This is a genomic window from Arthrobacter sp. TMS2-4 (assembly GCF_054511075.1).
The window spans coordinates 193,594-218,410 of sequence record NZ_JBTNDI010000003.1; the positions used below are offsets into that span (position 1 = coordinate 193,594).

Genomic DNA, 24,817 nt, shown 5'->3' on the forward strand with positions numbered 1-24,817 from the left:
CGGATCTACGGCCGATATGCCTCGATCTGGGTCGCCGCGGCGAGGAGTTGTGCCTCCTCCCCGGGCCGGCCGATGAGTTGCACGCTCATGGATAGGCCGTCGGGCAGGCGCAGTGTGGGCACGGTCACGGCGGGTAGGCCGCAGACGTTCACCATCGAGGTGTAGGGCGAGTACCGGCATTGCCGCAGGTAGTCGGTGTCGCCGTCGGCGTCGGTGTACCAGCCGACCGGCCGGGGCGTCATGGCGAGCGCCGGTGTCAGGATCATGTCGTAGCGGGAGTACTGCTCGATGGTGTCGTGCTCGAACTGCCGCAGGACGTCGACGGCGCCCGCGAGGTCCGCCGCGCTGCGGCCGAGGGCCCGTCGGCGCAGCACCCGGGTGATGTCCGTGAGTCGGTCCTCGCGGTCCTCGGGGATGGGGGCCGTGGCCAGTCCTGCCGTCCAGACGAGCTGGAAGGCGTCGTGGTAGCGGGGGTCGTAGCTCAGGTCGGCGTCGACGAGGTCGTGGCCGGCGCGCTGCAGCGTCTGGATGCCGGCGGTGAACGCGTCCGTGGCGGCGGTGTCGAGGGCGATCTCCACGGCGCCGGCGAAGGGCGAGGCGGTGCTGACGCCGATGCGGAAGCGCCCCTCGGCACGCAGCGCCGCGTCCGTGAAGGACCCCGGGTAGCGGGAGGCCGCGCTCGTGGGCCGGTAGCTCGGCTCCTGCACCAGCGCGTCGAGCAGCAGTGCGGCGTCCACGGCGGAGTGTGCGAGGGGGCCGGCGACGACGAGCTGGCCGAGATCGGCCTGCCCCGATCCCGACGGCACGCGGCCGCGGTTCGGCTTGAGACCCACCAGGCCGGTGGCCGCCGCGGGGATGCGGATCGATCCGCCGCCGTCGGTCCCGGGCGCGAACGGGATCATCCCCGCCGCCACCGCTGCGGCGCTGCCGCCGGAGGAACCGCCCGGGCTGAGGCGGCGGTCGAGCGGATTGCGGGCCGGCGGGGCGATGCGGTTCTCGCTGTAGCAGCTCAGCCCGAACTCGGGCACCTGGGTCTTGCCGAGGCTCACGGCGCCGGCCCGGCGCAGCACCGCGGCGAGCGGTGCGTCACGCTCGGCGACGGCGTGGTCGAGGGCCGCGGTGCCCAGCGTGGTCCGCACGCCGGCGACGTCGGTGAGGTCCTTGTGCGCGAGGGGCATGCCGTGCAGTGGCCCGAGAGGGGCGCCGGAGGCACGGACACGGTCGGCGTTGTCGGCGGCCCGGAGTGCGTCGTCGTACGTGACCGTGACGAACGAGTCCAGCCCGGGATCCAGGTCCTCGATCCGCCGGAGGAAGTGCTCGGTGACCTCCCGCGCGCCGGCGGCGCCGCGCGCCAGGGCATCCCGAAGGGTGAGTGCGGAGAGTTCATGGAGTTCGCTCATCAGGGACCACTATAGGAGCCGTCACCCGCCCGACGGACCGTAGCAATGGCGACGCCCCGCCGGCCCGTGAAAAGGTAGGCGCATGAGCGACATCCACAACGTACCGGTGACGGCAGTACCTCCCGACGCGCGCATCCTCGACGTGCGCGAGCACGACGAGTGGGAGGCCGGGCACGTGGCCGGCGCGCTGCACATCCCCCTCGCGGAGCTCCCCGCCCGGCTCGCGGAGCTGGATCCGGAGAAGGACCTGCATGTGATCTGCCGCAGCGGCGGCAGATCGCAGCGCGCCGCCGAATGGCTGGAGGGGAACGGCTACACGGCCGTCAACGTGAGCGGGGGCATGGGCGCCTGGCTCCAGGCCGGGAAGCCGATGGTCTCCGAGGTGGGCGGCGAGCCCACGGTCCTGTGACCGGCCCCGTCCGAACCGACGGTCCCGCCTACGCGTACCTGGGACCCGAGGGGACCTTCACCGAGGCCGCCCTGCTCCAGGTGCCGGGCGCCGGCGCCGCCCGGCGCGTCCCCGCCGCGACCGTGGGGGCGGCGCTCGACGCCGTTCGCACGCGCTCCGTCGACGCGGCGATGGTGCCCATCGAGAACTCGGTCGAGGGCGGGGTGAGCGCCACCCTCGACGCCATCGCCGTGGGAGAGCCGCTGCGCATCCTCCGCGAGGAGCTCGTGCCCATCACGTTCGTCCTCGCGGCCCGGCCCGGCACCGCCCTCGCCGCGGTCCGGCGCATCGCGACGCACGGGCACGCCTGGGCGCAGTGCCGGAACTGGGTCGACGCGCACGTGCGGGAGGCCGAGTACTTCCCGTCGTCGTCGACCGCCGCGGCCGCCTTCGGGCTCGCCGGCGAGGAGTGCGGCTACGACGCGGCGATCTGCTCGCCGCTGGTGGCCGAACGCCTCGGCCTCGCCGTCCTCGCCCTGGACATCGGGGACGTCACCGACGCCGTCACCCGCTTCATCCTGGTGGGCACGCCGGACGCCCTGCCCCCGCGGACGGGAGCGGACAAGACCACGCTCGTGATCCCCCTGCCCGACGACCATCCCGGCGCGCTCATGCAGATCCTCGACCAGTTCGCCGCCCGCGGCGTGAACCTGAGCCGCATCGAATCGCGGCCCACGGGGCAGTTCCTCGGGGACTACTTCTTCAGCGTGGACGCCGACGGCCACGTCGAGGACGCCCGGGTGGCCGACGCCCTCAAGGGCCTGCACCGCATCAGCCCCGGCCTGCGGTTCCTGGGCTCCTACGCCCGCGCCGACCGCCGCTCGCCGGCGGTGGAGCGCCACACCTCCGACGACGCCTTCGGTGCCGCCGATGCCTGGCTGGAGGGCATCGTCGGTGGAGGGAGGACGGCCCGACGCGGGGGAGCCGAAACACAGTAGGCTTAGTATCGAAGGTCCTCCTCCCACCGAAGGCTGGTTTCACGATGGCTCGATTGCGGCGCAGCAATACGCGCAGGCCCGGTATCACCCGCCGCCGGCATGGCAAGGGCTTCAGCTATCGCGCGCCCGACGGCGCGCTGCTCCAGGACCGCGACGAGGTGGAGCGCATCAGGGAGCTCGTGATACCGCCGGCGTGGAAGGACGTGTGGATCGCGCCCTACCCCAACGGGCACGTCCAGGCCATCGGCACGGACGACGCCGGCCGGCGGCAGTACATGTACCACCCGGCATGGCGGGAGCAGAAGGATCGCGAGAAGTTCGACCGGGCCCTGGCGTTCGGCGCGAAACTGCCGAGCGCCCGCCGCGCCATCACCCAGCACCTGCGCAGCGACGGCGTGCCCCGGGAACGCGCCTTCGCCGCCGCGCTCCGGATCGTCGACGCCGGGGCCCTGAGGATCGGCTCCGCCCAGTACGCGGAGGCCAACGGGTCCTTCGGCGTCACGACGCTGCTGGTGGAGCACTGCACCGTAGAGGGCAGCGTCATCATGTTCGACTTCCCCGGCAAGAGCGGCCAGCAGTGGGACACCCGGCTCGAGGACGAGGACCTCGCCGGCGCGCTGCGTCCCATGCTGGAGCGCGAGGACCCCGACACCGTCCTCGCCTACCTCACCGAGGACGGCATGTGGCACCACGTGGACGGATCCCAGCTCAACGAGTTCCTGCGCCAGGTCACGGGCGGGCCGTTCACCGCCAAGGACTTCAGGACCTGGCAGGCAACCGTCGTCGCCGCCATGGCCCTCGCCAGGGAGGACCTCGGCGCCACGACCCGCACCGCGCGGCAGAAGGCCGTCAGCGCCACGATGCGAGCCGTCGCCGACCACCTCGGCAACACCCCCACCGTGGCCAGGAGCTCCTACGTGGACCCGCGGCTCGTGGATCGCTTCATGAGCGGCGAGGTCATTCCCATCGCCTCCTACTCGGCCTCGGAGAAGGCCGTGCAGGAACTGCTGCGCGATTGACGCGGGCATTTCAAAGCATCCCGTTCGTCAGTACGCTGGCAGCGGGCGCCCAACGAGGAGCGCATCCTCCCAGGAAAGGCAGCATCATGACCGAGAACTCGCACGAAGGACACATCGTGAACCCCAACAAGGGTGACGGCTCGACGTCGGATCCCAACTGGCACGGCGACGCAGGGGACCAGGGCAACGATCTCCGCTTCGCCGAGGAGCAGGCGCTGATCAACGAGCAGTCCGACGGCGGCGCGACGGAGGTCACCAAGGACACCACGGGCAGGAAGGGCACGGAGGCCGGAGACGCCCTCGATCCCGACGGCCACTACACCAGCGCCGATCCCGTGGGCGGGTCGGGCGGCTACACCTCGGCCGAGAACCCGGCGGAGGAGGGCGAGTACACCGACAAGGACCGGCCGCTCGTCGACCCGCCCTCCGGCGAGGGCGAATACACCGACCGCGACCGCTAGCAGCCGGCGGTCCCTGCCCGGCGGTGCGTCAGCGCCGCCGCCAGGACGGGAGCGAGGTGGCGCCCGCCGGTGGTCCGGGGACCGGAGGCGGCACCCGGACCACCAGGGCGCCCGGGTCCGCGCGGGCGGTCATCGAGGTGACCGTCCCTGACGCGTCGCCGTCGAGCTGGGTGGCGATCGGTTCGCCGGACCACACGGAGACCTCCCGCGCGCGGTAGTAGCTGATGGCCGGGATGCCGCCGCGGTGCCGAAGGAGGATCTTCGCGGCCATGAACGTCCAGCCGAGCAGGCTGCGCGGACTGAGCACGACGACGTCGAGATAGCCGTCGTCGATCCGCGCGGCGGGTACGAAGTCCACGCCCGCCGGCAGTTTCCCGCAGTTGGCCACCAGCAGGCTGCGCACCTTCCGCGTCTGCGGAGGCTGGCCGTCCAGGCTGATCGAGATGCGGCGGCGCCTGCCGGGCAGGTGCCGCACGCTTGCCTCGCTGTAGGCGAGCCAGCCGTACTTCTCCTTGAGGTCGTCCTTGGTGGACGCCATGACGCTCGCGTCGAACCCGATCCCTCCCATCACGAGGAACGGATAGTCCGACGTCGTCATCGTGTGCTCGTTGCGGAGCGTGATCCGCGCCATGTCGATGCGCCGTTCGAATCCGTGCAGCGCGAAGCGGAGGCACCCTGCGACGTCGTTGTACGGCAGGCCCAGATTGCGCACCAGCAGGTTGCCGGTGCCGAGCGGCAGCAGGCCCAGGGCCGCGGGCTGATGGGCCAGGGCTTCCGCGACGGCGCGCACCGTCCCGTCACCGCCGGCCGCGATCACGAGGTCCGCTCCGGCCGCCAGCGCCTGCTCCGCCTGGCCCGTCCCCGGGTCCGCGACCGTGGTCTCGAGGATGAGCGGCGGGGTCCAGCCGGCGTCGGAGCACGCCTGTTCCACGAGGGCCCGCGTGGCGGCGGCCTGCAGCTTGGTGGGATTCACGACGAGGGCCACGCGCTGCGGCCCGGCGTCGACCGGGACGGGTTCGTGGACGGATGCGGTGGGCGTCCTCGTCTGCTGGAGGCGCCGCACGGACCAGAAGGACTGGATGGACGCGACGGCGGCGGACGCCGCGGCGGTTCCGGCGAGCAGTTTGCGGCGCATGATCACCCACAATAGCGGCCGGATCCGCCGGGCCGGGCGGTCGCGGGAGGTTGGGTAGTCTTAGCGGGTGATCGACGTCAACGACCTCCGCCTGAAGCCCGAGCAGTTCCGAGCATCGCAGCGTGCCCGCAGGGCGGACGAGTCGCTGGTCGACGCCGTCCTCGCCGCCGACACCCGCCGCCGTGAGGCCGTGACGGCCTACGAGACCCTCCGCGCCGAGCAGAATGCCTTCGGGAAGCGGGTCGCCCAGGCCAAGGGCGAGGAGAAGCAGGCGCTGCTCGCCGAGGTCAGGGAGCTCGCCGCCGCCGTCAAAGCGGCCGCCGCCGCATCCGAGGAGGCCAAGACCGAGCAGGAGACGCTCCTGCGGAAGCTCCCCAACCTCGTGCAGGACGGCGTGCCGGAGGGCGGCGAGGCCGACTACGTGGTCCTCAAGAAGATCGGGACTCCCCGCGACTTCACCGCGGAGGGTTTCGAGCCCCGCGACCACCTCGAGATCGGCGAGCTCATCGGGGCGATCGACATGGAGCGGGGCGCCAAGGTCTCCGGCTCGCGTTTCTACTTCCTGAAGGGCGTCGGCGCGCGCCTCGAGATCGCGCTGCTGCAGATGGCGCTGGACCAGGCCATCGCCGCCGGGTTCACGCCCATGATCACCCCCACCCTCGTGCGCCCCGAGACCATGCAGGGCACCGGCTTCGACATCGCCCACGACGCCGAGATCTACCGGCTCGAGGAGGACAACCTCTACCTCGTGGGCACCTCCGAGGTCGCCCTCGCCGGGTACCACTCCGACGAGATCCTCGACCTCGGTGCGGGCCCGCTGCGCTATGCGGGCTGGTCGTCCTGCTACCGCCGCGAGGCGGGCTCGCACGGCAAGGACACCCGCGGGATCATCCGCGTGCACCAGTTCAACAAGGTGGAGATGTTCACCTACACCACGGTGGAGGACGCCGCGGCGGAGCACGAGCGCATGCTGGCCTGGGAGGAGGAGATGCTTGCGAAGGTGGAGTTGCCCTACCGGGTCATCGACACCGCGGCCGGTGACCTCGGGATGTCCGCGGCCCGCAAGTTCGACTGCGAGGCGTGGGTTCCCACGCAGGGCGACTACCGCGAGCTGACCTCGACGTCGAACTGCACCACCTTCCAGTCCCGCCGGCTGAACATCCGCGAACGCCAGGAGGGCGAGGGGCAGAAGGGCACGCGCGCCGTCGCGACCCTCAACGGGACCCTCGCCACCACGCGCTGGATCGTCGCGATTCTCGAGCACCACCAGAACCCGGACGGCTCCGTGACGGTCCCCGCGGCCCTGCGTCCGTACCTGAACGGACTGGAAATCCTTCCCGTACTGTGAGGGCTGCCCTACCCGGGCGTCGGAGGCGTCTGCTTCACTAGGGGGTATGACTACCCTCAGCAACGCCGGCATCGATGACCGGCAGGAGAACCGTACACAGCATCTGGTCGCCCTCGACGTCGACGGCACCCTCGTGGATCACGAGGGGACGATGACGGACGAGGTGCGCGACGCCGCGCAGGCCGTCATTGAAGCCGGGCACGACGTCATCATCGCCACGGGGCGCTCGCTCGGTGCCACACTGCCCGTGATCGGGCTCCTCGGCATCACGCGCGGGTACGCCGTGTGTTCCAACGGGGGCGTGACGCTGCGGATCGACTCCGCCCTCCCCGAGGGCTTCGAGGTCATCGACCGCGTGACCTTCGACCCGAAGCCGGCCCTCAGCGCGCTGCGCGACCGCCTGCCGTCCGCCAAGTACGCCCTCGAGGACGACCGCGGGAGGTTCCTCTCGACCGAGAGCTTCCAGGACGCGAGCTTCGGCTCGGAGGCGGAGAGCGTCGGATTCGAGGAGATGGTCGAATCCCGCGCCGTCCGCGTCGTGGTCTTCAGTACCGACAGTTCGGCCGAGGAGTTCGGCCATGCCGTGGCGTCCATCGGCCTGCACGGGGTCACCTACTCGGTGGGCTGGACGGCATGGCTGGACATCGCCGCGGCGGGCGTCACGAAGGCCAGCGCACTCGAGGTCCTCAGGGATCGCCTCGGCACCGCCCGGGAGCTCACGGTCGCGGTGGGCGACGGTCGGAACGACATCGAGATGCTCCAGTGGGCCGGACGGGGCGTGGCCATGGGGCAGGCACCGGACGAGGTCCGCTCGGCCGCCTCCGAGGTCACGGGCAGCGTGTACGACGACGGCGCGGCGAAGGTCCTCCGCTCCCTCGTCTGACCCGCGGGTCCGCGCTCGCTCCGGCGCGCTCGACCCGTGCTCCGGGGCGCCCGATCCGACGGATCAGTAGGCCAGCGCTGCCGCGGGCAGGGACGCAGGACCGTGCGCGAGGTCCAGCAGCCGGGCCGCAGCGGGCCGCGTGGCCCACTCCTCCGTCCAGTGGGAACGCACGACGGCCCGGCTGACGGCCTGCGTGGTGATTCCCAGTTCCTGTGCCACATACTTCTGCTGTCCCCGCGCGCCGGGCGTCAGAAGGTCCACGACGGCCCACTCGGCGTCCGTCCGCGTGGCGACGATCTGGCCGAGCAGGCGCAGCACGGCCTCCGCCTCGGCGGCGATCCCGCCGTCCGGGCCCTCGACCGCGAGCGGGATCCGTTCCCCGGTCCTCCGGGCACGGTCCACCGCGCGGCGCGCGTACACGAGGCCGTAACCCTCGGCGTCCACGAGGCGTTCGGGTACGGGAGGGGTGAGCCCGCCGACGCCGATGCCGACGTGCCAGCAGCGGTGGCGGAGGGCCCGGAGCGCCGCCTCGACCGCGGCTGTCGCCGAGTCCACCACGCCCTGCACCTCGTCGCCGAACGACTGCTGGAACGGCACCGCGGCGGGCACGGGCCGCAGCGCCCTCAGCAGGTCGGCGGTGAGGTCCCCGACCTCACGCGAGTTCCGCTGATTGATCGTGAGGACGTAGTGCATGGCATCAGTATGGAGCCCGGAGGACGGGAATCAACGCAAGGGCGTTGATTCCACGTCGCTCCCGGTCAACGTCCTTCGGGCGTCTCCGTGGCGTTGCTCGCCTCGACGTCGACGGAGCGGCCCTGCGGCTCGTCCTCCTCGCTGGCGTCACCGAGATCCTTGAAGCGCTTGAGCGAGGCCTCGACCTCGGCCTCGGCCTCCTCACGGCCGGCCCAGTCCGCGGCCTCCACCCACTTGCCGGGCTCGAGGTCCTTGTACTTCGTGAAGAAGTGCTTGATCTCGTCCAACAGAAAGTCCGAGACGTCGGACAGGTCCTGGATGTGGTCGAAGCGGGGGTCCACGGGGACGCAGAGCACCTTGGCGTCCCCGCCGCCGTCGTCGACCATGTTGAAGACGCCGATGGGGCGCGATTCGACGAGGACTCCCGGGATGAGGTCGAAGTCCTGCAGCATCACCAGCGCGTCCAGCGGGTCGCCGTCCTCACCGAGCGTGTTCTCGAAGTAGCCGTAGTGCGTGGGGTACTGCATGGCCGTGAACAGGACGCGATCCAGGCGCAGGCGGTGGGTCTCGTGGTCGATCTCGTACTTGACGCGCGAGCCCTTCGGGATCTCGATGGTGACGTCGAGCTTCATCATGGCAACTCCTGGGGTAGGTCGATGGGGTGGACCCGCGGCTGCGCCCTCGGGGACAAGGGGGCTCCGCCGGTCTACTGTTTGATCGTCAGCCCTAACATATCGGTCGTCCGCCGGTACCCGGGCATTTCCCTCGACTGCAGCGCTCCTGGCGGCACTGCGCGAAAGGACACCGCGTGCGCCCGCTCCGCCTGCTGACCGGCCTCCTCCTGGTCCTGGTCATGGGAGCGGTCGCGGTCCCGGTGGCCACCCAGGTCACGCCGGGCGTGCTGGCGGCGGTCGCCCCGCCGCCGCCGGTGGTCCCGCCCGTCACCCCGCCGGCCCAGATCCCGCCCACCGGGGCGGCCGTGCCCGACGTCGTGACGACCCTCTCGCCGTCGGCGCCGGTCCCGGACCCGTCGGTGCTGGGGGCAGAGCTCGATGCCGCCCTGCAGCTCCCGGGGGCCGACACCTTCGCGGGCACCGTCGTCGACCCCGCGGACGGGAGCGTCCTCTACGCCCGGGACGCCGCACGCCTCCAGGCGCCGGCCTCCAACATCAAGCTCCTCACCGCCGTGGCGGCCATGACGTTCGGGCAGCCCGAGCAGGTCCTGACGACGTCGGTCCTCGCTGCGGAGTCCACGCCCGGAGCCCTCTACCTCCACGGCGGCGGTGACGTGCTCCTCGGGGCGGGCCCGTCGGATCCGGACGCCGTGGTCGGCCGCGCAGGCCTCGGGACCCTCGCTGCGGAGACGGCTGCGGCGCTGCCCGGACCGGGGACCTACACCGTGTACCTCGACGACACCCTGTTCGTCGGGGCGACCCTCAACCCCACGTGGGCGGAGGGTGACGTGGCGGCCGGCGAGATCGCACCCGTCCACTCCCTGGCCGTCAACTCCGCCTGGCTCCAGGAGGGGAGCAGCGGGCCACGCTCGCAGGACGCGGCCCTCGACGCGGCCCGCGTGTTCACCGCCGCCCTCGTCACGGCGGCCGCGGACCGCGGGATGATCGTGGTCCCCGAGGTGCAGCGGCGGGCGGCGCCCGAGGACGCCGAACCGCTCGCGGCCGTCGACTCGGCACCGTTGCAGGACCAGGTGCGGCGCATGCTGGAGATCTCCGACAACTACCTCGCGGAGGCCCTCGCCCGCACGGCGGCACGCGCCAGCGGACGCCCGGCCTCGTCCGGCGGCGCCACGGAGGCGATCGCGGAGGCCGCCGTGAGGACGGGGGTCCCCGAGGAGGGGCTGCTGGTGGGGGACGCCGCCGGCCTGTCCACCCGGAACGCCGTCTCACCCGCGCAGCTGGCCGCGCTGATGCGCGGGATCACCACGTCGGACCGTCCGGGGGTCGCCGCCGTCGCCGGGTCGCTGCCCATCGCCGGTCTCACCGGCACCCTCTCCTCCCGGTTCACGGCGGAGCACGGCCCCGCCGCCGGCGGTGCGGGCACCGTCCGCGCCAAGACGGGGACCCTCAACGCGGTCACCGGGCTCACGGGGCACGTGGTCACCGCTGACGGTCGCCTCCTCGTGTTCTCCTTTCTCGCGGCCGGACTCGACGGCGCCACGGTCGAGGCACGGGCCGCCGCCGACCATGCGGCGGCGATCCTTGCCGGCTGCGGCTGCCGCTAGCGGTACCCGCCCCGACCGGGCGGACGCCGGGCTCGCCCCCGGGGAGCCCCCGACGACGGGATGTGATCGAATAGGCGCATGTCCAGGAACGAGTCAGCCACGCCCCGCCCGCAGCTGGTCAACTGGGATCTCGCGGCCTCCACGGCCGCGTCCCTGACCCCGGCCGGGCCCACCATGTCCCCGGCCGACATCAACCGCGCCGTCGAGAACATGCGCCACCTCGCCGGTGTCTCCGTGGACCACGTCCACACCATCTCTCGTCTCGACGCGGCCCGCGACCTGCGGGACTCCGAGCTGCTGATCGTCGACCGCGCCTCCTGGTCCCGGGCCAACTCGCAGAGCTTCCGCGCCCTGCTGGATCCCGCACTGGACCAGCTCGCCGCGACGCGGCCCGAGGTGCTGAAGTCCGCTTCCCTGACCCTCGGCGGGACCGTGACGGGGGCGCAGCTCGGCGCGATCCTCGCGTTCCTCTCCAGCAAGGTCCTCGGCCAGTACGATCCGTTCGCGCCCCCACGCAACGGGCTGGGCGGTCGGCTCATGCTCGTGGCGCCGAACATCATCACGGTCGAGCGGGAGCTGAACGTGGACCCGTCCGACTTCCGGCTCTGGGTCTGCCTCCACGAGCAGACGCACCGGGTGCAGTTCGCGGCAGCGCCGTGGCTGAAGGACCACATGACCAGCCACATCGGGCAGCTGACCTCGGGCCTGATGGACCAGGCGGACACGCTCTCCGAACGGCTCGGCGTCGCCGTCAGGAACATCACCGCCGCGAAGACCCGCTCCCGCGGCGAGGTCACGGCGGGTGCGGAGAGCGCAGCGGCCGAGGGCGTGCCGCCGCGGCCCGCGGGACTGCTCTCGATCCTGCAGGCTCCGGAGGACAAGGCGCTGCTGTCCCACCTCACCGCCGTCATGAGCCTGCTCGAAGGCCACGCGAACGTCGTCATGGATGGCGTGGACGGCAGCATCGTCCCCTCCGTCAAGACCATCCGTCGCCGCTTCAACGCCCGCGGCAAGTCCCGCGGGCCGCTCGAGAAGGTCATCCGGCAGCTGATGGGCCTGGACGCGAAGATGCGCCAGTACAGCGACGGCTCGAAGTTCGTCCGCAGGGTCGTCAGCCAGACCGGCATGGACGGATTCAACGCGGTGTGGGAAGCGGCGTCGAACCTGCCCACCGAGCGGGAGATCCACGCGCCCGACGAGTGGATCGACAGGATGAGCCTGCGCCGTCATGGCTAGGCGTCCGCGACTGCTCCCGGCGGTCGGCACCGCGCGCAACCTGCTCGCCGCGAGCCTGGCAGGCATCCTCGCCGAACCGACCCGGGCGGGCGGACGCTCCGGCGGCCGCGGTGATGACGCCGATCACGGCGACGGCGCCACGGCGCGGGAGCTCGCGGACCTCCCGCTCGTCCTCGTCGCCTGCAGCGGTGGACCGGACTCGCTGGCCCTCGCCGCGGTCGCGGCGCACTTCGCGCACACCGGGCGGTGCCGCGTGGGCGCCGTCGTCGTCGACCACGGGTTGCAGGCCGGCAGCGCCGGGACCGCCGAGCGCGCGGCAGTCGCAGCCCGCGGACTCGGACTCGATCCCGTGGAGGTGCGTCGCGTCAGCGTGGAGCGCGACGGCATGGGCCCGGAGGCCGCCGCGCGCGGTGCCCGCTATGCCGCGCTCGACGACGCCGCGTCCAGGCTCGGGGCCGTCGCCGTACTGCTCGGCCACACGCTCGACGACCAGGCGGAGCAGGTGCTGCTGGGCCTCGCCCGCGGCTCCGGCACGCGGTCCCTGGCCGGCATGCCGGACAGCCGCGGACCCTACCTCCGGCCGTTCCTGGACCTGCGCCGGGCCGAGACGGAGGCGATCTGCGACTTCTACGGCCTCGACCCGTGGCACGACCCCACCAACCTCGACCCGTCCTACGCGCGCTCCCGCGTCCGCGGTGAGGTGCTGCCGTTCCTCGAGGACCAGCTGGGACCGGGCATCGCGCGGGCCCTGGCACGCACGGCACGCATCCTCGGGCAGGACGCCGACCTCCTCGAGCAGCTGAGCGCCGACGCGTACGCCTCCCTGCGCACCGTGGGCGACGACGGCACGGTGCTCCTGCCGGAGGACGGCCTGCGGGCGCTGCCGGCGGCGCTCCGGCAGCGTGTCCTCGCGCTCGCCGCGCTCGAGCTCGGCGCGTTCCAGCCGAGCTTCGAGCGCCTCCGCGCGGCCGAGTCGCTGCTGGACAGGAAGGGCTCGGCAGGCCCGGTGCAGCTGGGTGGGAAGGTGAGCGTGCACCGCCAGGTGCGGGGACGATCGGTTCTTCGGGGAGAACAAAGCTATGGCAATCTTGTCCTACGGAACAATGGCAGCAACAACGGTCCCGGCGGGAAGCAGCACCGCCGGCCAATCCAGGAGTAATCGGTGGATTCGAACGACGTCCAGGCAGATCTCAAGCACGTCCTCTACACCCGGGAGGAGATCCAGCAGCGGATCAACGAACTCGCGCGGCAGATCGACACCGACTACCAGGGCCGGGACATCCTCCTCGTCGGCGTGCTCAAGGGCGCGGTGATGGTGATGGCCGATCTCGCGCGTGCCCTGAACTCCCACATCACGATGGACTGGATGGCCGTCTCCTCCTACGGGTCGGGTACTCAGTCCTCCGGGGTCGTCCGGATCCTCAAGGACCTCGAGACCGACCTCATGGGCAAGCACGTCCTGATCGCCGAGGACATCATCGACTCCGGGCTCACGCTCTCCTGGCTCAAGGCGAACCTCCTGTCCCGCGGTCCCGCCTCGGTCGAGATCTGCACCCTCCTGCGGAAACCCGAGGCGGCGAAGGTCGAGATCGACGTCAAGTACGTCGGCTACGACATCCCGAACGAGTTCGTCGTCGGCTACGGTCTCGACTTCGCGGAGAAGTACCGCAACCTCGATTTCATCGGCACCCTGGCGCCGCACGTCTACGAGTAGGACTCCCTCTCGCTGCCTGCCGCCGCTACGCCCGCAGGGGAACTATTGCCCCGATCCGCGCGTGGTCAATCTCAGACGGTGTATATGTTGAGGTGCTCAGGGGGCACCCGCACGCCAGTGCGCCCGCACATTTTTACTTGCATCAGCAGGAGGGACAGGGCTTGCCGCCCTGAGACGAATGAAATTCAAGAACATCTTCAAGGGGCCCATCTTCTGGATCGTCCTGGCCGTCGTGGCGCTCCTGCTGGTCCTGCCCAGCCTGTTCGGCACGGGCAGCTCACGCGTCGACACGAACGTCGGACTCCAGCTCCTCGAAGATGATCAGGTCGCCCAGGCCAAGATCTACGACGGCGAGCAGCGCGTGGACCTCACCCTGCGTGAGGACTACGAGGACATGGGCAAGAGTGTCCAGTTCTTCTACAGCACCGCGCGGGCGGAGGGCGTGGTCGCTGCCATCGACGCCTCGGACACCGACGGCTTCACCGACCAGCCGGCGGAGAGCAACTGGCTCCTCAGCCTCGCCGGCCTGATCGTGCCGATCCTCATCCTCGGCGTCATCTTCTGGTTCCTCCTCAGCCGCATGCAGGGCGGCGGCTCCAAGGTCATGCAGTTCGGCAAGTCCAAGGCCAAGCTCATCACCAAGGACATGCCCCAGGTCACGTTCAACGACGTCGCCGGCGCGGACGAGGCGGTCGAGGAACTGCTCGAGATCAAGGAGTTCCTCCAGGAGCCAGCGAAGTTCCAGGCCCTCGGGGCGAAGATCCCCAAGGGGGTGCTGCTCTACGGTCCTCCGGGCACCGGCAAGACACTGCTCGCCCGCGCGGTCGCCGGCGAGGCCGGCGTGCCGTTCTACTCGATCTCGGGCTCCGACTTCGTCGAGATGTTCGTCGGAGTGGGCGCGTCCCGTGTCCGGGACCTCTTCGAACAGGCCAAGAACAACGCGCCGGCGATCATCTTCGTGGACGAGATCGACGCCGTCGGGCGACACCGCGGTGCCGGCGTGGGCGGCGGCAACGACGAGCGGGAACAGACCCTCAATCAGTTGCTGGTGGAGATGGACGGCTTCGACGCCACCACCAACGTGATCCTGATCGCCGCCACCAACCGTCCCGACGTCCTGGACCCCGCGCTCCTGCGCCCGGGCCGCTTCGACCGCCAGATCGGCGTCGAGGCACCGGACATGAGGGGACGCGAGCACATCCTCACCGTGCACTCCAAGGGCAAGCCGATGGCCGGCGGCGTCGACCTCAAGGGCGTCGCGAAGAAGACCCCCGGCTTCACGGGCGCCGATCTCGCGAACGTCCTCAACGAGGCCGCCCTCCTCACGGCACGCTCGAACGCCCAACTGATCGACGACCGCGCCCTCGACGAGGCGATCGACCGCGTCATCGCCGGGCCGCAGAAGCGCAGCCGCCTGATGAAGGAACTCGAGCGGAAGATCACGGCCTACCACGAGGGTGGCCACGCCCTCGTGGCCGCGGCCCTGCGCAACACGGACCCGGTCACCAAGGTGACCATCCTGCCGCGCGGACGTGCCCTCGGATACACCATGGTGATGCCGAGCGACGACAAGTACTCCGTGACGCGGAACGAACTCCTCGACCAGCTCGCCTACGCCATGGGCGGTCGGGTCGCCGAGGAGATCGTGTTCCACGACCCCTCCACGGGTGCCTCCAACGACATCGAGAAGGCCACCGGGACCGCGCGGAAGATGGTCACCCAGTACGGGATGAGCGAGCGCATCGGTGCGGTGAAGCTGGGTCAGGGCGCGGGGGAGCCGTTCCTCGGGCGCGACATGGGCAGCGACCGCGACTACTCGGACCAGCTGGCCCTCGTGGTCGACGAGGAAGTGCGCCGACTGATCGACAACGCCCACGACGAGGCGTACCAGATCCTCACGGAGAACCGTGACGTCCTGGACCGGCTCGCCCTGGAACTGCTGGAGCGCGAGACGCTCAACCAGGCCGAGATCGCCGAGGTCTTCACCAACGTCCGCAAGCGCGAACTGCGGGAGGTCTGGCTGTCCAAGCAGACCCGCCCCGTGCATTCGCTGCCGCCGGTCACGTCGCGCAAGGAACGCGCGGAGGCCCTGGAGGGCGGCCAGCCCGCCCCGGAGACCGTGGCCCCACAGGATCAGATCGCCCATGCGAACCTCCCGAACGACTTCGACGTCCACGAAGGGGAGCTGCCGGCACCCGAGCCCTCGGACAACGGGCCGCGGAGCACCGCCGGCGGACCGGAACGCCCGGAGAGCCCGGAGAGCACGGACCGGTAGGGCAGCCGGTCCCGCAGGGGAACGACCCCGGCCACCGGGCCGGCGGCGACGCAGTGCCACACCGAGAGGAAGAGCCCGTGACAGATTTCGACGACGAAGTAGTGGATGCAGCGCTGGCGGCCACCGGATCGCCCGTCGACCTGCTCCGCATCCAGCGGGCGATCCGGGAGATCCTGGTGGCGATCGGGGAGGATCCCGAGCGGGACGGACTGATCGACACCCCGAAGCGCGTGGCGAAGGCCTACGCGGAAATGTTCTCGGGATTGCACCAGGACGCGGGCGAGGTCCTCTCGACGTCCTTCGACATCGGCCACCAGGAGCTCGTGCTGGTGAAGGACATTCCCTTCTACTCCACCTGCGAACACCACCTGGTGCCGTTCCACGGCGCGGCGCACATCGGCTACATCCCCTCGGAGGAGGGGCGCGTCACGGGCCTGAGCAAACTCGCCCGGCTCGTCGAGGTGTTCGCGCGGCGCCCGCAGATCCAGGAGAGGCTGACCAGCCAGATCGTTGATGCGATGATGGAACACCTGAAACCCAACGGCGCGATCGTCGTCATCGAGTGCGAGCACATGTGCATGTCGATGCGGGGGGTGCGGAAGCCCGGCGCCAAGACCGTCACGTCGGCGGTCCGCGGCCAGCTCCGCGAGACGGCGACACGCGCCGAGGCCATGAGCCTCATACTCGGAAGGTAGGACCAGACCCGATGGATTCACTCGCCGCAACGCCCGGAACCGGCCCGGCGACCTCGCCGCTGCCTGTCATCCGGCCCGTCCGCGTCCCCAGGACGGTCCGTGATCTTCCGTCGGACCGCGCGGTCGTCCTCGGTATCCTGAACGTCACCCCCGACTCCTTCAGCGACGGCGGGCGGTACGCCACGACGGACGACGCCATCGGCCACGGGCTGCGGATGCACTACGGCGGAGCGGACATCATCGACGTCGGCGGGGAATCCACGCGCCCCAACGCCCGCGACGTACCGGTCGAGGAGGAGCTGGCCCGCGTCCTGCCCGTCATCAAGGCGCTCGTGAAGGCCGGAGCGCTCGTGAGCATCGACACCATGCACGCGGAGACCGCCCGGCAGGCCCTGGACGCCGGTGCCGCGATCGTGAACGACATCTCGGGTGCAGGCTACGAGGACGCGATGCCGGCGCTGGTCGCCGAGCGCGAGGTCCCCTACATCCTCACGCACCGCCGCGGCACCGCCGCGACCATGGGCGCCCTGACGGAGTACGACGACGTCGTCGCCGACGTGGTGCGCGAACTCACCGCGCTGCGGGACCGCTTCGTCGCGGCGGGTGTCGCCGCCGAGCAGATCATCCTCGACCCGGGGCTGGGTTTCGCGAAGACCGACGAACAGAACTGGGAGATCCTCCGGAACCTGGACGCCTTCACCGACCTCGGGCACCGCGTCCTCGTGGGTGCTTCCCGGAAGCGGTTCCTCGGGACCCTGCTGACCTCCGCGGGGAAGACGGCGGCGCCCGTGGAGCGCGACCACGCCTCCCTCGCCGTCGCGACCCTGGCCGCCGCAGCCGGCACCTGGGGTGTCCGGGTCCATGATCCTGCCGCGACGCTCGACGCCGTCAAGGTCGCAGCCGCCGCCGGCCTGCGGCCGTGACCACGGCCGCAACCACGGCCGCGACCGTGCCGCCGGCCCCCGGCCGGTCAGGCTCGCCCTCGGGGGATCTCGACGCCGTCACGCTCACGGGCATCACGGCCACGGGCTACCACGGCGTCTTCGAGCACGAACGCCGCGACGGCCAGCCCTTCGCGGTGGACCTCACGCTCCACCTCGACCTGCAGCCGGCCGGGACGAGCGACGACCTCGCCCGGACCGCCCACTACGGCGAGGTCGCGGAACTGGTGCACGGCATCATCGAGGGCGATCCCTTCGACCTCATCGAGGCCCTCGCCGAGGCGGTCGCCGCCGCGATCCTCGCCGCGTTCGCCGTGGCGGCCGTCGACGTCACCGTCCACAAGCCGAAGGCCCCCATCGCGGTCCCGTTCGGCGACGTCGCCGTGACGCTGCGCAGGAGCCGGGCATGAGCAGCACGGTGCGGTCCGTGCTGGCCCTCGGCAGCAACCTCGGGGCCAGCCGAGACACCCTGGTGCGTGCGGTCGCGGACCTCGTCGGGTCCGACGACGTCCGCCTGCGCGCCGTCTCGCCCGTGGTGCGCAGCGAACCCGTCGGCGGCCCGGAGCAGCCCGACTACCTCAACATGGTCATCGAGATCGAGACGGATCTGGGACCGTACGAGCTGCTGGCCCACTGCCAGGCCGTCGAGGAACGCCACCACCGCACGCGCACCGTGCGCTGGGGTCCGCGGACGCTCGACATCGACATCATCACCTACGGGAGCTGGGTCTCCGACGACGAGACCCTGACCGTCCCGCACCCACGCGCTGCGACCCGCGCGTTCGTCCTGCAGCCCTGGGCGTGGATGGACGCCGGGGCCGAACTCGGGGGACGACGCGTGGCCGACCTCGCTGCGGAGGCCGAGGACCGTGCGGGTCTGGTGCCGTTCGAGGAAGTCTAGGACGCCGTGAGCTCCCTTCGGTTCCGCTGGCTGGCCCTCGTGGGACTGGTGGCCGGTCTCGCCGGCTGGCTGGTCAACTGGTTCGCCACCCGCAACGGCTACGGCACACCGGCCCTCCCGCTGACATCCCTCGTCACCACGGCGGCGATCATCGCGATCACCCTGGTGTTCGGGCGGCGCGTGCTGCGCTGGCGCAACGGCAAACGCGACCGGCCGCTCGATCCGATCCTCGCCACCCGCACGCTCGTCCTCGCTCAGGCGTGCGCCTACGCCGGCGCGGTGAGCCTCGGCTGGCACGCGGGGATCTTCGTGGACCAGGTGGTGCTCCTGTCTGTCCGCGCCGCCACGGCGCCCCTCTGGGGGTCTGTGGCCCTCATGGCAGGCGGAATAGTGATGATTATGGTGGGATTGGTGGTCGAGGACTTCTGCCGGCTCCCGTCCGACGACGACGGTACGGGGGCGACAGGTGAGGAGAGCGAGGGGGAATATGCGTAGGGAACCGATCGATCCATCCGGGCTCGCGTGGTCCAGGGTGTCGCCGAAGTACCTGCGGGTCCGTGTGCTCGGCTGGCTCATCGGATCGCTGGTCTGGCTGGCCCTGGCCTGCGTCCCGCTCGTCCTGCGCCTCACCGGGGTCTGGGAGTCCTTCCCTCCGCTCTGGCTGGCCTGGCTGCTGCCCGGCGCCGTGTTCATCGGCGTGGTGTGGCGGGGGCTGCTCCTCCCGCGCCAGGTCGCCGCGATCGGCTACGCCGAGCGCGACGACGACCTCCTCGTGCGTCACGGCGTGATCTTCCAGCGCACCATGGTGGTGCCCTACGGCCGGATGCAGTACGTCGACGTCGCCGTCGGCCCCCTCGAGCGGGCCTTCGGGATCTGCACCCTCAAGCTCCACACCGCGTCCCCCGCCACGAACGCCGAGATCCCCGGGCTGCCGACCGATGAGGGCGCCAGGCTGCGCGAGCAGCTGTCCGCGCGCGGGCAAGCCCGGCTGGCAGGGCTGTGACGCAGCCGCAGCAACCGCCGCTCGAGGCGCCGCGGCCCGCGTCCGGCGACGCCCCGCCGGCGGATCCCGGCGGAGGCTGGCTGCGCGTCCACGTCATCTCCCCGCTCGTACGCGGCTGGATCGCCCTCGTAGCGATCCTCTACTTCGTGGGTCGGGACTGGTTCGAGGGACTGTTCGGCCCGGGGGCGCGCGAGCGGTCGCCCCTGCCCGAGGGGCTGGGCCTCCTCGCGGCCGTCGGGATCCTGCTGGGCGTCGTCGTCATCATCGCCGGCGCGTTCCTCCTGTCCTGGTACTGCACCCGCTACCAGATCACGCGTGACCACGTCCGCGTGCACTCCGGCGTCGTCTTCCGCCAGCAGCGGCAGGCGAGGCTGGACAGGGTCCAGGCCATCGACATCGTGCAGCCGTTCCTCGCCCGCGTCTTCGGACTCGCGGAACTCAAGTTCGAGGTGGCCGACGCCGGGGAGTCGGCGGTCCGGCTCGCCTTCCTGAAGCTCGACGACGCCCGCCGCCTGCGCGCCATGATCCTCGCCCGGGCCGCAGGAGTGGAGCCGGACCCGGACCACCCCGACGAGATCATCGAGGCCCCCGAACGCGAGGTGGTGGTGGTCCCGCCCGGCCGGGTCGTCGGATCCACGCTCCTGTCCGGGACGAGCATCGCCCTCGTGGTGGCCACTGTCGTCATCATCACCCTCGGCGTGGTGTTCGAGACGCCGGTCGTGGCGACGTCGTTCATCCCGATCCTGATCGGCGTGGCCGGATCCTACTGGTCGTCCCTCAGCACGGGATACAACTTCCGGGCGGCGACCTCCCCCGACGGCCTCCGCCTCCGCTACGGCCTGCTGGACACCCGCGCGCAGACCGTACCTCCCGGGCGCGTGCAGGCGCTGGGCATCGTGCAGTCGCCCCTGTGGCGGCTCAAGGGGTGGTACCGCGTGACCGCGAACGTTGCCGGGTACGGCGCGTCGGCGTCGAACGAGGGTCAGGCCCGGGCCACCCTCCTGCCCGTCGGGACGCGCGACGAGGTGCTGCAGATCCTCGCCCTCGTCCTGCCCGATCCGGGCACGGACCGGCCCGTCGAACTCTTCGCCGCCGGGATGGCGGGCCGCGACGGCGGGGAGGGGTTCGTCACCACGCCCCGCCGCGCACGGTGGCTCGCGCCATTGGCCTGGCGCCGCACCGGGTTCGCGGTGACCGCCACGGCCCTGCTCCTGCGCTCCGGCGTCCTGTGGCGGCGGCTCGCCGTCGTCCCGCACGCGCGGACCCAGTCGCTGGCGATCGAGCAGGGACCCGTGGATCGCCGCTTCCGCGTGGCCCATCTGGTCCTGCACACGACGCCCGGTCCCGTCAGCCCGCGCGTGAGCCTCGCGGACGCACCGACGGCGTGGGAACTGTTCCACGGGCAGGCGGCGCGTGCCGCCGAGGCGCGGCGCCGCAGCGGGCCCGAACAGTGGATGCGGCCTCTACCGGAGGAAGCGTTGCCGACCGCTGCGCCGCCGACCGATGCCCCGGCGTACCCCGCTGTGCCGCCGCTTCAGGACCGTGCTCCGCTCGCCGGTGATGGCGCGCCGGCCCCGGCCGGGCCACCAGGCGACGACGCGCCGTCCCCGGCTGGACCTCCCTCCGACGGCGGGCCGCCCGACGGCACGCCGCCGCACACCGGCCGGCAGCCCGGGCCGGCATCGCCGGCTCCCCATCAGGTGATGCCCGTCGCACCGCGCTACACGCCGTCGCCGGGGAACGCGGAGGAGGTCCCCGATGGCCGGCACTGACGCGTCCCGGCGCCCCGGTCGGCTCGGCGTCGGCATCGTGGGTGCGGGCCGGGTCGGCTCCGTGCTGGGCGCTGCCCTGCGGTCGGCCGGGCATGCCGTCGTCGGGGTCTCCGCCGTCTCCGAGGCCAGCCTGGAGCGGGCCGAGAACCTGCTGCCCGGGGTGCCGGTGCTCGAGATCCCGGACATCATCGAGCGGGCCGAGCTCGTGCTGCTCACGGTGCCCGACGACGCCCTGCCGGACCTGGTCGAAGGGCTCGCCCGGCTCGGCGCCTGGCAGGCCGGGCAGCTCGTGGTCCATACCTCCGGGCGATACGGCACCTCCGTGCTGGCTCCGGCACGCGCGGCCGGGGCCATCCCGCTGGCGATCCACCCGGCCATGACCTTCACCGGGCTCTCGCTCGATCTCGGACGCCTGCCGGACAGCGTGTTCGGGGTCACCGCACCGTCCGCCGTCCTGCCGATCGCGCAGGCGCTCGTCGTCGAGATGGGCGCCGAACCGGTGGTCATCGAGGAGGAGTCGCGGGCGCTGTACCACGCGGCCCTGGCCCACGCGTCGAACCATCTCGTCACCATCGCCGCCCAGTCCGCCCAGCTCCTCGCGGATCTCGGCGTCCAGCAGCCCGACCGCCTCCTCGGCCCCCTCATGAAGGCCTCCCTCGAGAACGCGCTGTCCTCGGGCGAGGGCGCCCTGACCGGCCCGGTGGCCCGCGGCGACGCCGCAACGATCCGGGCCCACCGCGGGGCGCTCGACGCCCACGACGCGGCGGACGTCCGCCAGGCCTACCTGGGCATGGCGCGGGCAACGGCTGTGCGCGCCATCGAACGGGGCGTCCTCTCGCCCGCCCAGGGCGAGGCGATCCTCGCGATCCTCGCGGACGCACCGGGCGGGGGCGGGCCGTCCGGTCCCCACACCTCCGGCGGTCGCGGCGCTCCCGGCGTTCCCGACGCCGGGTCCTCCTGACGTTCCCCGCACCGGCGGACCGCAACCGCGCGTCGGCCGTCCCACCACTTCCCGAAGGACCCTCCGTGATCCCGTCCGGCCCCGACAGCCCGGCCACCCCGCTCCTCGTCTCCACCCCCGCGGACCTCCGTGTGGCCGCGACCGCCCTGCTGGACGCCGCCTCCCGCGGGGCGGCGGATGATCGGCCATCGCTCGGGCTCGTCCCCACCATGGGGGGCCTGCATGCCGGCCACGCCGCGCTCGCCCGTGCCGCGCGCGCCGCCGACGACGTCGTCGTCGCGTCCATCTTCGTCAATCCCCTCCAGTTCGGCGACCAGGCCGATCTCGACCGCTACCCGCGCACGCTCGACGAGGACCTGCGGCTGCTCGGCGCGGAGGGGGTCGACATCGTGTTCGCCCCGGCTGTGGAGGACATGTACCCGGGCGGGGAGCCGCTGGTCCGCGTGAGCGCCGGCCCGATGGGCACGGTCTTCGAGGGGGCCTCGCGGCCGGGCCACTTCGACGGCATGCTGACCGTCGTCGCCAAGCTCCTCAACCTCGCGCAGCCCGCCACCCGCGCCCGGTACCGGGCCTACTTCGGCGAGAAGGACGCCCAGCAACTGGCCCTCATCCGCCGGATGGTGGTGGACCTCAACCTCCCCGTGGTCGTCGAGGGCGTGCCGATCGTGCGCGACGCCGACGGCCTCGCGCTGTCGAGCAGGAACCGGTTCCTGGCCGCCGACGAACGGGCCGGCGCCCTGGTCCTGTCGCGGGCACTGGCCGCACTTCGCGACCGGGCCGCGAGCGGTGAACCGCTCGACCTCGCCGCCGCCCGAGCGCAGATCACCGCCGAGGAGAGGGTGGACCTCGACTACCTCGACGTCGTCGACCCGGCCTCGTTCGCTCCGGCGGGCGGGACCGGCCCGGAGCCGCACGCGGCCCTCGCCGTCGTCGCCGTCCGCGTGGGCGCCGTCCGGCTGATCGACAACATCCTCCTGCCGGCCCGACGCTGACGCGCACCGGACGCCCGGACGGGAGCCGTAAACTTGTCTACCGTGACCCACGACGACACCCTCCCCGCGGACGACCTCAACGAGCAGATGCGCTTCCGCCTGCAGAAGCGCGCAGCCCTGCTCGACGCCGGAACCGAGCCGTACCCGGTCCGGCCGGAGCGCTCGCACTCCCTGGTGGAGATCCGCGACCAGTTCGCCGGACTCGAGACGGGGGAGTCGAGCGGGAAGCTCGCCGCCGTCGTCGGCCGCGTGGTCTTCCTCCGGAACTCGGGCAAGCTGTGCTTCGCGACACTGCAGGAAGGCGACGGCACCCGGCTCCAGGTCATGCTGAGCCTCGCAGAGATCGGCGCCGACCGCCTCGCCGAGTGGAAGGCGCTCGTGGACCTCGGCGACCACGTCCAGGTGCATGGCGAGGTCATCAGCTCCCGCCGCGGTGAACTGTCCGTCATGGCCGACTCGTGGACCATGGCATCGAAGGCCCTCCGCCCGCTGCCCACGCTGCACACCGGCGTCAACGAGGAGACGCGCGTGCGCCAGCGCTACGTCGACCTCATGGTGCGCGAGGAAGCCCGCCAGATGGTGCGCACGCGCGCCGCCATCACGCGGACCGTCCGGGAGACCCTCAACCGCCGCGACTACATCGAGGTGGAGACCCCCGTCCTCCAGCTCGTCCACGGCGGCGCCACGGCCCGTCCGTTCGAGACGCACCTCAACGCGTTCGACCAGAAGATGACCCTCCGGATCGCCCTCGAGCTGTACCTCAAGCGCGCGGTCGTCGGCGGGATCGACCGCGTCTACGAGATCGGGCGCATCTTCCGCAACGAAGGCGTCGATTCCACGCACAGCCCGGAATTCACGATGCTCGAGTGCTACGAGGCCTACGCGGACCAGTTCGTCATGGCCGACCGCATGAAGGAGATCATCCTCGCGTGCGCCGACCTGCTCGGGTCCCGCACCATCGAGACGGCGAAGGGCACGATCGAGCTCGACGGTGAGTGGGCCTGGCTCGGTGTCTACCCGGGCCTGTCCTCGGCCATCGGCCGGGAGGTCACGCCGGACACCCCGGTGGAGGATCTCCGCTCCATCGCCGGGCAGCACGAGGTCTCCCTCGACCCGGCGTGGGGTGCCGAGAAGATCGTGCTCGAACTGTTCTCGGAGATCGTGGAGCCCACGCTCATCCAGCCGACCTTCGTCTACGACTACCCGCCCTCCGCCCAGCCGCTCGCCCGTCCGCACCGCGACGACCCGCGACTGATCGAGGCCTGGGACCTGATCATCGGCGGCATGGAACGCGGAACGGCCTTCTCCGAGCTCATCGACCCGGTCATCCAGCGGGAGCGGCTCACGGAGCAGTCACGCCAGGCCGCAGCCGGCGACCACGACGCCATGCAGCTGGACGAGGATTTCCTCCGGGCGCTCGAATACGGTGCCCCGCCCATGGGTGGCATCGGGCTCGGGATCGACCGCCTCGTCATGCTTTTCACGAACGTCGGAATTCGCGAGTCCATCCTCTTCCCCATTCTCAAGCCGGAAGGGGGGCAGTGACCGTGGAATATGTGGCGGTCCTCCTGCCCTCGATATGCCTGGCCGTGCTTTTCTACTTCGTGATCAAGGCCATATTCAATGCGGACCGGGCCGAGCGGGAGGCCATGGCGCGTGCGGAGGAATTGCAGGACGCCGAGGACGCGCGGAGCCGGGAAACGGCGGACGAGGAAAAGGGCGAGCGGGAAAACTAGTCCACAAACAGAATTTCCTTCTTTGAC

25 protein-coding genes and 1 pseudogene are annotated in these 24,817 nt (G+C 71.6%); 22 read left to right on the plus strand and 4 right to left on the minus strand.

Annotated features, from left to right (window positions below; all coding sequences use genetic code 11):
- Positions 1–5: 5 nt before the first annotated feature.
- Positions 6–1,400: an amidase gene (locus tag ACX80F_RS06425; protein WP_459335550.1), complete on the minus strand. Its 1,395-nt coding sequence runs from the start codon at positions 1,398–1,400 to the stop codon at positions 6–8.
- Between the two features lie 82 nt (positions 1,401–1,482).
- On the opposite strand from ACX80F_RS06425, the gene ACX80F_RS06430 reads away from it, so the two are divergent.
- From ACX80F_RS06430 to ACX80F_RS06445, 4 genes are all read left to right on the plus strand, one after another.
- A complete protein-coding gene (locus ACX80F_RS06430; protein WP_459335551.1) occupies positions 1,483–1,809 on the plus strand; it encodes a rhodanese-like domain-containing protein in 327 nt (108 codons plus the stop codon).
- Entirely contained in the window at positions 1,806–2,786 is a 981-nt protein-coding gene (gene pheA / locus ACX80F_RS06435) for a prephenate dehydratase (RefSeq protein WP_459335552.1), read from the plus strand. The genes ACX80F_RS06430 and pheA overlap by 4 nt, the downstream gene beginning before the upstream one ends.
- Positions 2,787–2,830: 44 nt before the next feature.
- Complete coding sequence (locus tag ACX80F_RS06440) at positions 2,831–3,805, plus strand: DNA topoisomerase IB (RefSeq protein ID WP_459335553.1); 975 nt, start codon at positions 2,831–2,833, stop codon at positions 3,803–3,805.
- A gap of 86 nt (positions 3,806–3,891) precedes the next feature.
- Positions 3,892–4,266 carry a hypothetical protein gene (locus ACX80F_RS06445; protein ID WP_459335554.1) on the plus strand — a complete coding sequence of 125 codons (375 nt, stop codon included), beginning with the start codon at positions 3,892–3,894 and terminating at the stop codon, positions 4,264–4,266.
- A 28-nt stretch (positions 4,267–4,294) separates the two neighbouring features.
- Here the strand turns inward: ACX80F_RS06445 and ACX80F_RS06450 are convergent, their stop codons facing one another.
- Entirely contained in the window at positions 4,295–5,401 is a 1,107-nt protein-coding gene (locus tag ACX80F_RS06450) for a diacylglycerol/lipid kinase family protein (RefSeq protein WP_459335555.1), read from the minus strand.
- Positions 5,402–5,468: 67 nt separating this feature from the next.
- Between ACX80F_RS06450 and serS the strand changes: the two genes are divergently transcribed.
- On the plus strand, positions 5,469–6,749 hold the full coding sequence (serS, locus tag ACX80F_RS06455) for a serine--tRNA ligase (RefSeq protein WP_459335556.1): 1,281 nt from the start codon (positions 5,469–5,471) through the stop codon (positions 6,747–6,749).
- Between the two features lie 46 nt (positions 6,750–6,795).
- Positions 6,796–7,632 (plus strand): HAD family hydrolase, encoded by an 837-nt coding sequence (locus tag ACX80F_RS06460; RefSeq protein WP_459335557.1) that lies wholly within the window; start codon positions 6,796–6,798, stop codon positions 7,630–7,632.
- A gap of 63 nt (positions 7,633–7,695) precedes the next feature.
- Here the strand turns inward: ACX80F_RS06460 and ACX80F_RS06465 are convergent, their stop codons facing one another.
- Both ACX80F_RS06465 and ACX80F_RS06470 read right to left on the minus strand, forming a co-directional pair.
- Positions 7,696–8,325, minus strand: a complete 630-nt coding sequence (locus tag ACX80F_RS06465) for a hypothetical protein (protein WP_459335558.1) — start codon at positions 8,323–8,325, stop codon at positions 7,696–7,698.
- A 161-nt stretch (positions 8,326–8,486) separates the two neighbouring features.
- Positions 8,487–8,957 (minus strand): annotated as a pseudogene (locus tag ACX80F_RS06470) (inorganic diphosphatase); the annotation flags it as partial.
- A gap of 176 nt (positions 8,958–9,133) precedes the next feature.
- Between ACX80F_RS06470 and dacB the strand changes: the two are divergent.
- The 16 genes from dacB (at position 9,134) to ACX80F_RS06550 (ending at position 24,790) form a co-directional block, all read left to right on the plus strand.
- Complete coding sequence (gene dacB / locus ACX80F_RS06475; protein WP_459335559.1) at positions 9,134–10,564, plus strand: D-alanyl-D-alanine carboxypeptidase/D-alanyl-D-alanine endopeptidase; 1,431 nt, start codon at positions 9,134–9,136, stop codon at positions 10,562–10,564.
- 78 nt (positions 10,565–10,642) lie between these two features.
- Entirely contained in the window at positions 10,643–11,800 is a 1,158-nt protein-coding gene (locus ACX80F_RS06480; protein WP_459335560.1) for a zinc-dependent metalloprotease, read from the plus strand.
- Positions 11,793–12,959 (plus strand): tRNA lysidine(34) synthetase TilS, encoded by a 1,167-nt coding sequence (gene tilS / locus ACX80F_RS06485; protein ID WP_459335561.1) that lies wholly within the window; start codon positions 11,793–11,795, stop codon positions 12,957–12,959. The genes ACX80F_RS06480 and tilS overlap by 8 nt, the downstream gene beginning before the upstream one ends.
- Before the next feature lie 3 nt (positions 12,960–12,962).
- Positions 12,963–13,514: a hypoxanthine phosphoribosyltransferase gene (hpt, locus tag ACX80F_RS06490; protein ID WP_459335562.1), complete on the plus strand. Its 552-nt coding sequence runs from the start codon at positions 12,963–12,965 to the stop codon at positions 13,512–13,514.
- 178 nt (positions 13,515–13,692) lie between these two features.
- Positions 13,693–15,789 (plus strand): ATP-dependent zinc metalloprotease FtsH, encoded by a 2,097-nt coding sequence (gene ftsH, locus ACX80F_RS06495; protein WP_459335563.1) that lies wholly within the window; start codon positions 13,693–13,695, stop codon positions 15,787–15,789.
- Positions 15,790–15,866: 77 nt separating this feature from the next.
- Positions 15,867–16,484, plus strand: coding sequence for a GTP cyclohydrolase I FolE (gene folE / locus ACX80F_RS06500; RefSeq protein ID WP_459335564.1), 618 nt, complete (start codon positions 15,867–15,869; stop codon positions 16,482–16,484).
- 11 nt (positions 16,485–16,495) lie between these two features.
- Positions 16,496–17,407 (plus strand): dihydropteroate synthase, encoded by a 912-nt coding sequence (gene folP / locus ACX80F_RS06505; protein ID WP_459335565.1) that lies wholly within the window; start codon positions 16,496–16,498, stop codon positions 17,405–17,407.
- A 26-nt stretch (positions 17,408–17,433) separates the two neighbouring features.
- Positions 17,434–17,835: a dihydroneopterin aldolase gene (gene folB / locus ACX80F_RS06510; protein ID WP_459335662.1), complete on the plus strand. Its 402-nt coding sequence runs from the start codon at positions 17,434–17,436 to the stop codon at positions 17,833–17,835.
- Positions 17,832–18,326, plus strand: coding sequence for a 2-amino-4-hydroxy-6-hydroxymethyldihydropteridine diphosphokinase (gene folK, locus ACX80F_RS06515; RefSeq protein ID WP_459335566.1), 495 nt, complete (start codon positions 17,832–17,834; stop codon positions 18,324–18,326). The genes folB and folK overlap by 4 nt, the downstream gene beginning before the upstream one ends.
- A 6-nt stretch (positions 18,327–18,332) precedes the next feature.
- The gene (locus tag ACX80F_RS06520) at positions 18,333–18,821 is read left to right on the plus strand and encodes a DUF3180 domain-containing protein (RefSeq protein WP_459335567.1); all 489 of its coding nucleotides are present in this window, start codon (positions 18,333–18,335) and stop codon (positions 18,819–18,821) included.
- Positions 18,814–19,329 carry a PH domain-containing protein gene (locus ACX80F_RS06525; protein ID WP_459335568.1) on the plus strand — a complete coding sequence of 172 codons (516 nt, stop codon included), beginning with the start codon at positions 18,814–18,816 and terminating at the stop codon, positions 19,327–19,329. Before ACX80F_RS06520 ends, ACX80F_RS06525 begins: the two co-directional genes overlap by 8 nt.
- A complete protein-coding gene (locus ACX80F_RS06530; protein WP_459335569.1) occupies positions 19,326–21,101 on the plus strand; it encodes a PH domain-containing protein in 1,776 nt (591 codons plus the stop codon). Before ACX80F_RS06525 ends, ACX80F_RS06530 begins: the two co-directional genes overlap by 4 nt.
- Complete coding sequence (locus ACX80F_RS06535; RefSeq protein WP_459335570.1) at positions 21,088–22,062, plus strand: Rossmann-like and DUF2520 domain-containing protein; 975 nt, start codon at positions 21,088–21,090, stop codon at positions 22,060–22,062. The genes ACX80F_RS06530 and ACX80F_RS06535 overlap by 14 nt, the downstream gene beginning before the upstream one ends.
- Positions 22,063–22,127: 65 nt before the next feature.
- Positions 22,128–23,054: a pantoate--beta-alanine ligase gene (gene panC / locus ACX80F_RS06540; RefSeq protein ID WP_459335571.1), complete on the plus strand. Its 927-nt coding sequence runs from the start codon at positions 22,128–22,130 to the stop codon at positions 23,052–23,054.
- Between the two features lie 42 nt (positions 23,055–23,096).
- The gene (gene lysS, locus ACX80F_RS06545) at positions 23,097–24,599 is read left to right on the plus strand and encodes a lysine--tRNA ligase (RefSeq protein WP_459335572.1); all 1,503 of its coding nucleotides are present in this window, start codon (positions 23,097–23,099) and stop codon (positions 24,597–24,599) included.
- Positions 24,596–24,790, plus strand: a complete 195-nt coding sequence (locus ACX80F_RS06550) for a hypothetical protein (protein ID WP_459335573.1) — start codon at positions 24,596–24,598, stop codon at positions 24,788–24,790. The genes lysS and ACX80F_RS06550 overlap by 4 nt, the downstream gene beginning before the upstream one ends.
- Positions 24,791–24,817 lie beyond the last annotated feature (27 nt).

Bases quoted from the DNA above. Each gene is read 5' to 3' on its own strand.
- ACX80F_RS06480 (WP_459335560.1), top strand. From the start codon at position 10,643: ATGTCCAGGAACGAGTCAGCCACGCCCCGCCCGCAGCTGGTCAACTGG.
- ACX80F_RS06430 (WP_459335551.1), top strand. From the start codon at position 1,483: ATGAGCGACATCCACAACGTACCGGTGACGGCAGTACCTCCCGACGCG.
- ACX80F_RS06535 (WP_459335570.1), top strand. From the start codon at position 21,088: ATGGCCGGCACTGACGCGTCCCGGCGCCCCGGTCGGCTCGGCGTCGGC.
- ACX80F_RS06440 (WP_459335553.1), top strand. From the start codon at position 2,831: ATGGCTCGATTGCGGCGCAGCAATACGCGCAGGCCCGGTATCACCCGC.
- ACX80F_RS06465 (WP_459335558.1), bottom strand. From the start codon at position 8,325: ATGCACTACGTCCTCACGATCAATCAGCGGAACTCGCGTGAGGTCGGG.
- ACX80F_RS06450 (WP_459335555.1), bottom strand. From the start codon at position 5,401: ATGCGCCGCAAACTGCTCGCCGGAACCGCCGCGGCGTCCGCCGCCGTC.
- ACX80F_RS06445 (WP_459335554.1), top strand. From the start codon at position 3,892: ATGACCGAGAACTCGCACGAAGGACACATCGTGAACCCCAACAAGGGT.
- ACX80F_RS06425 (WP_459335550.1), bottom strand. From the start codon at position 1,400: ATGAGCGAACTCCATGAACTCTCCGCACTCACCCTTCGGGATGCCCTG.
- ACX80F_RS06525 (WP_459335568.1), top strand. From the start codon at position 18,814: ATGCGTAGGGAACCGATCGATCCATCCGGGCTCGCGTGGTCCAGGGTG.
- tilS (WP_459335561.1), top strand. From the start codon at position 11,793: ATGGCTAGGCGTCCGCGACTGCTCCCGGCGGTCGGCACCGCGCGCAAC.
- folP (WP_459335565.1), top strand. From the start codon at position 16,496: ATGGATTCACTCGCCGCAACGCCCGGAACCGGCCCGGCGACCTCGCCG.
- folK (WP_459335566.1), top strand. From the start codon at position 17,832: ATGAGCAGCACGGTGCGGTCCGTGCTGGCCCTCGGCAGCAACCTCGGG.
- ACX80F_RS06460 (WP_459335557.1), top strand. From the start codon at position 6,796: ATGACTACCCTCAGCAACGCCGGCATCGATGACCGGCAGGAGAACCGT.
- ftsH (WP_459335563.1), top strand. From the start codon at position 13,693: ATGAAATTCAAGAACATCTTCAAGGGGCCCATCTTCTGGATCGTCCTG.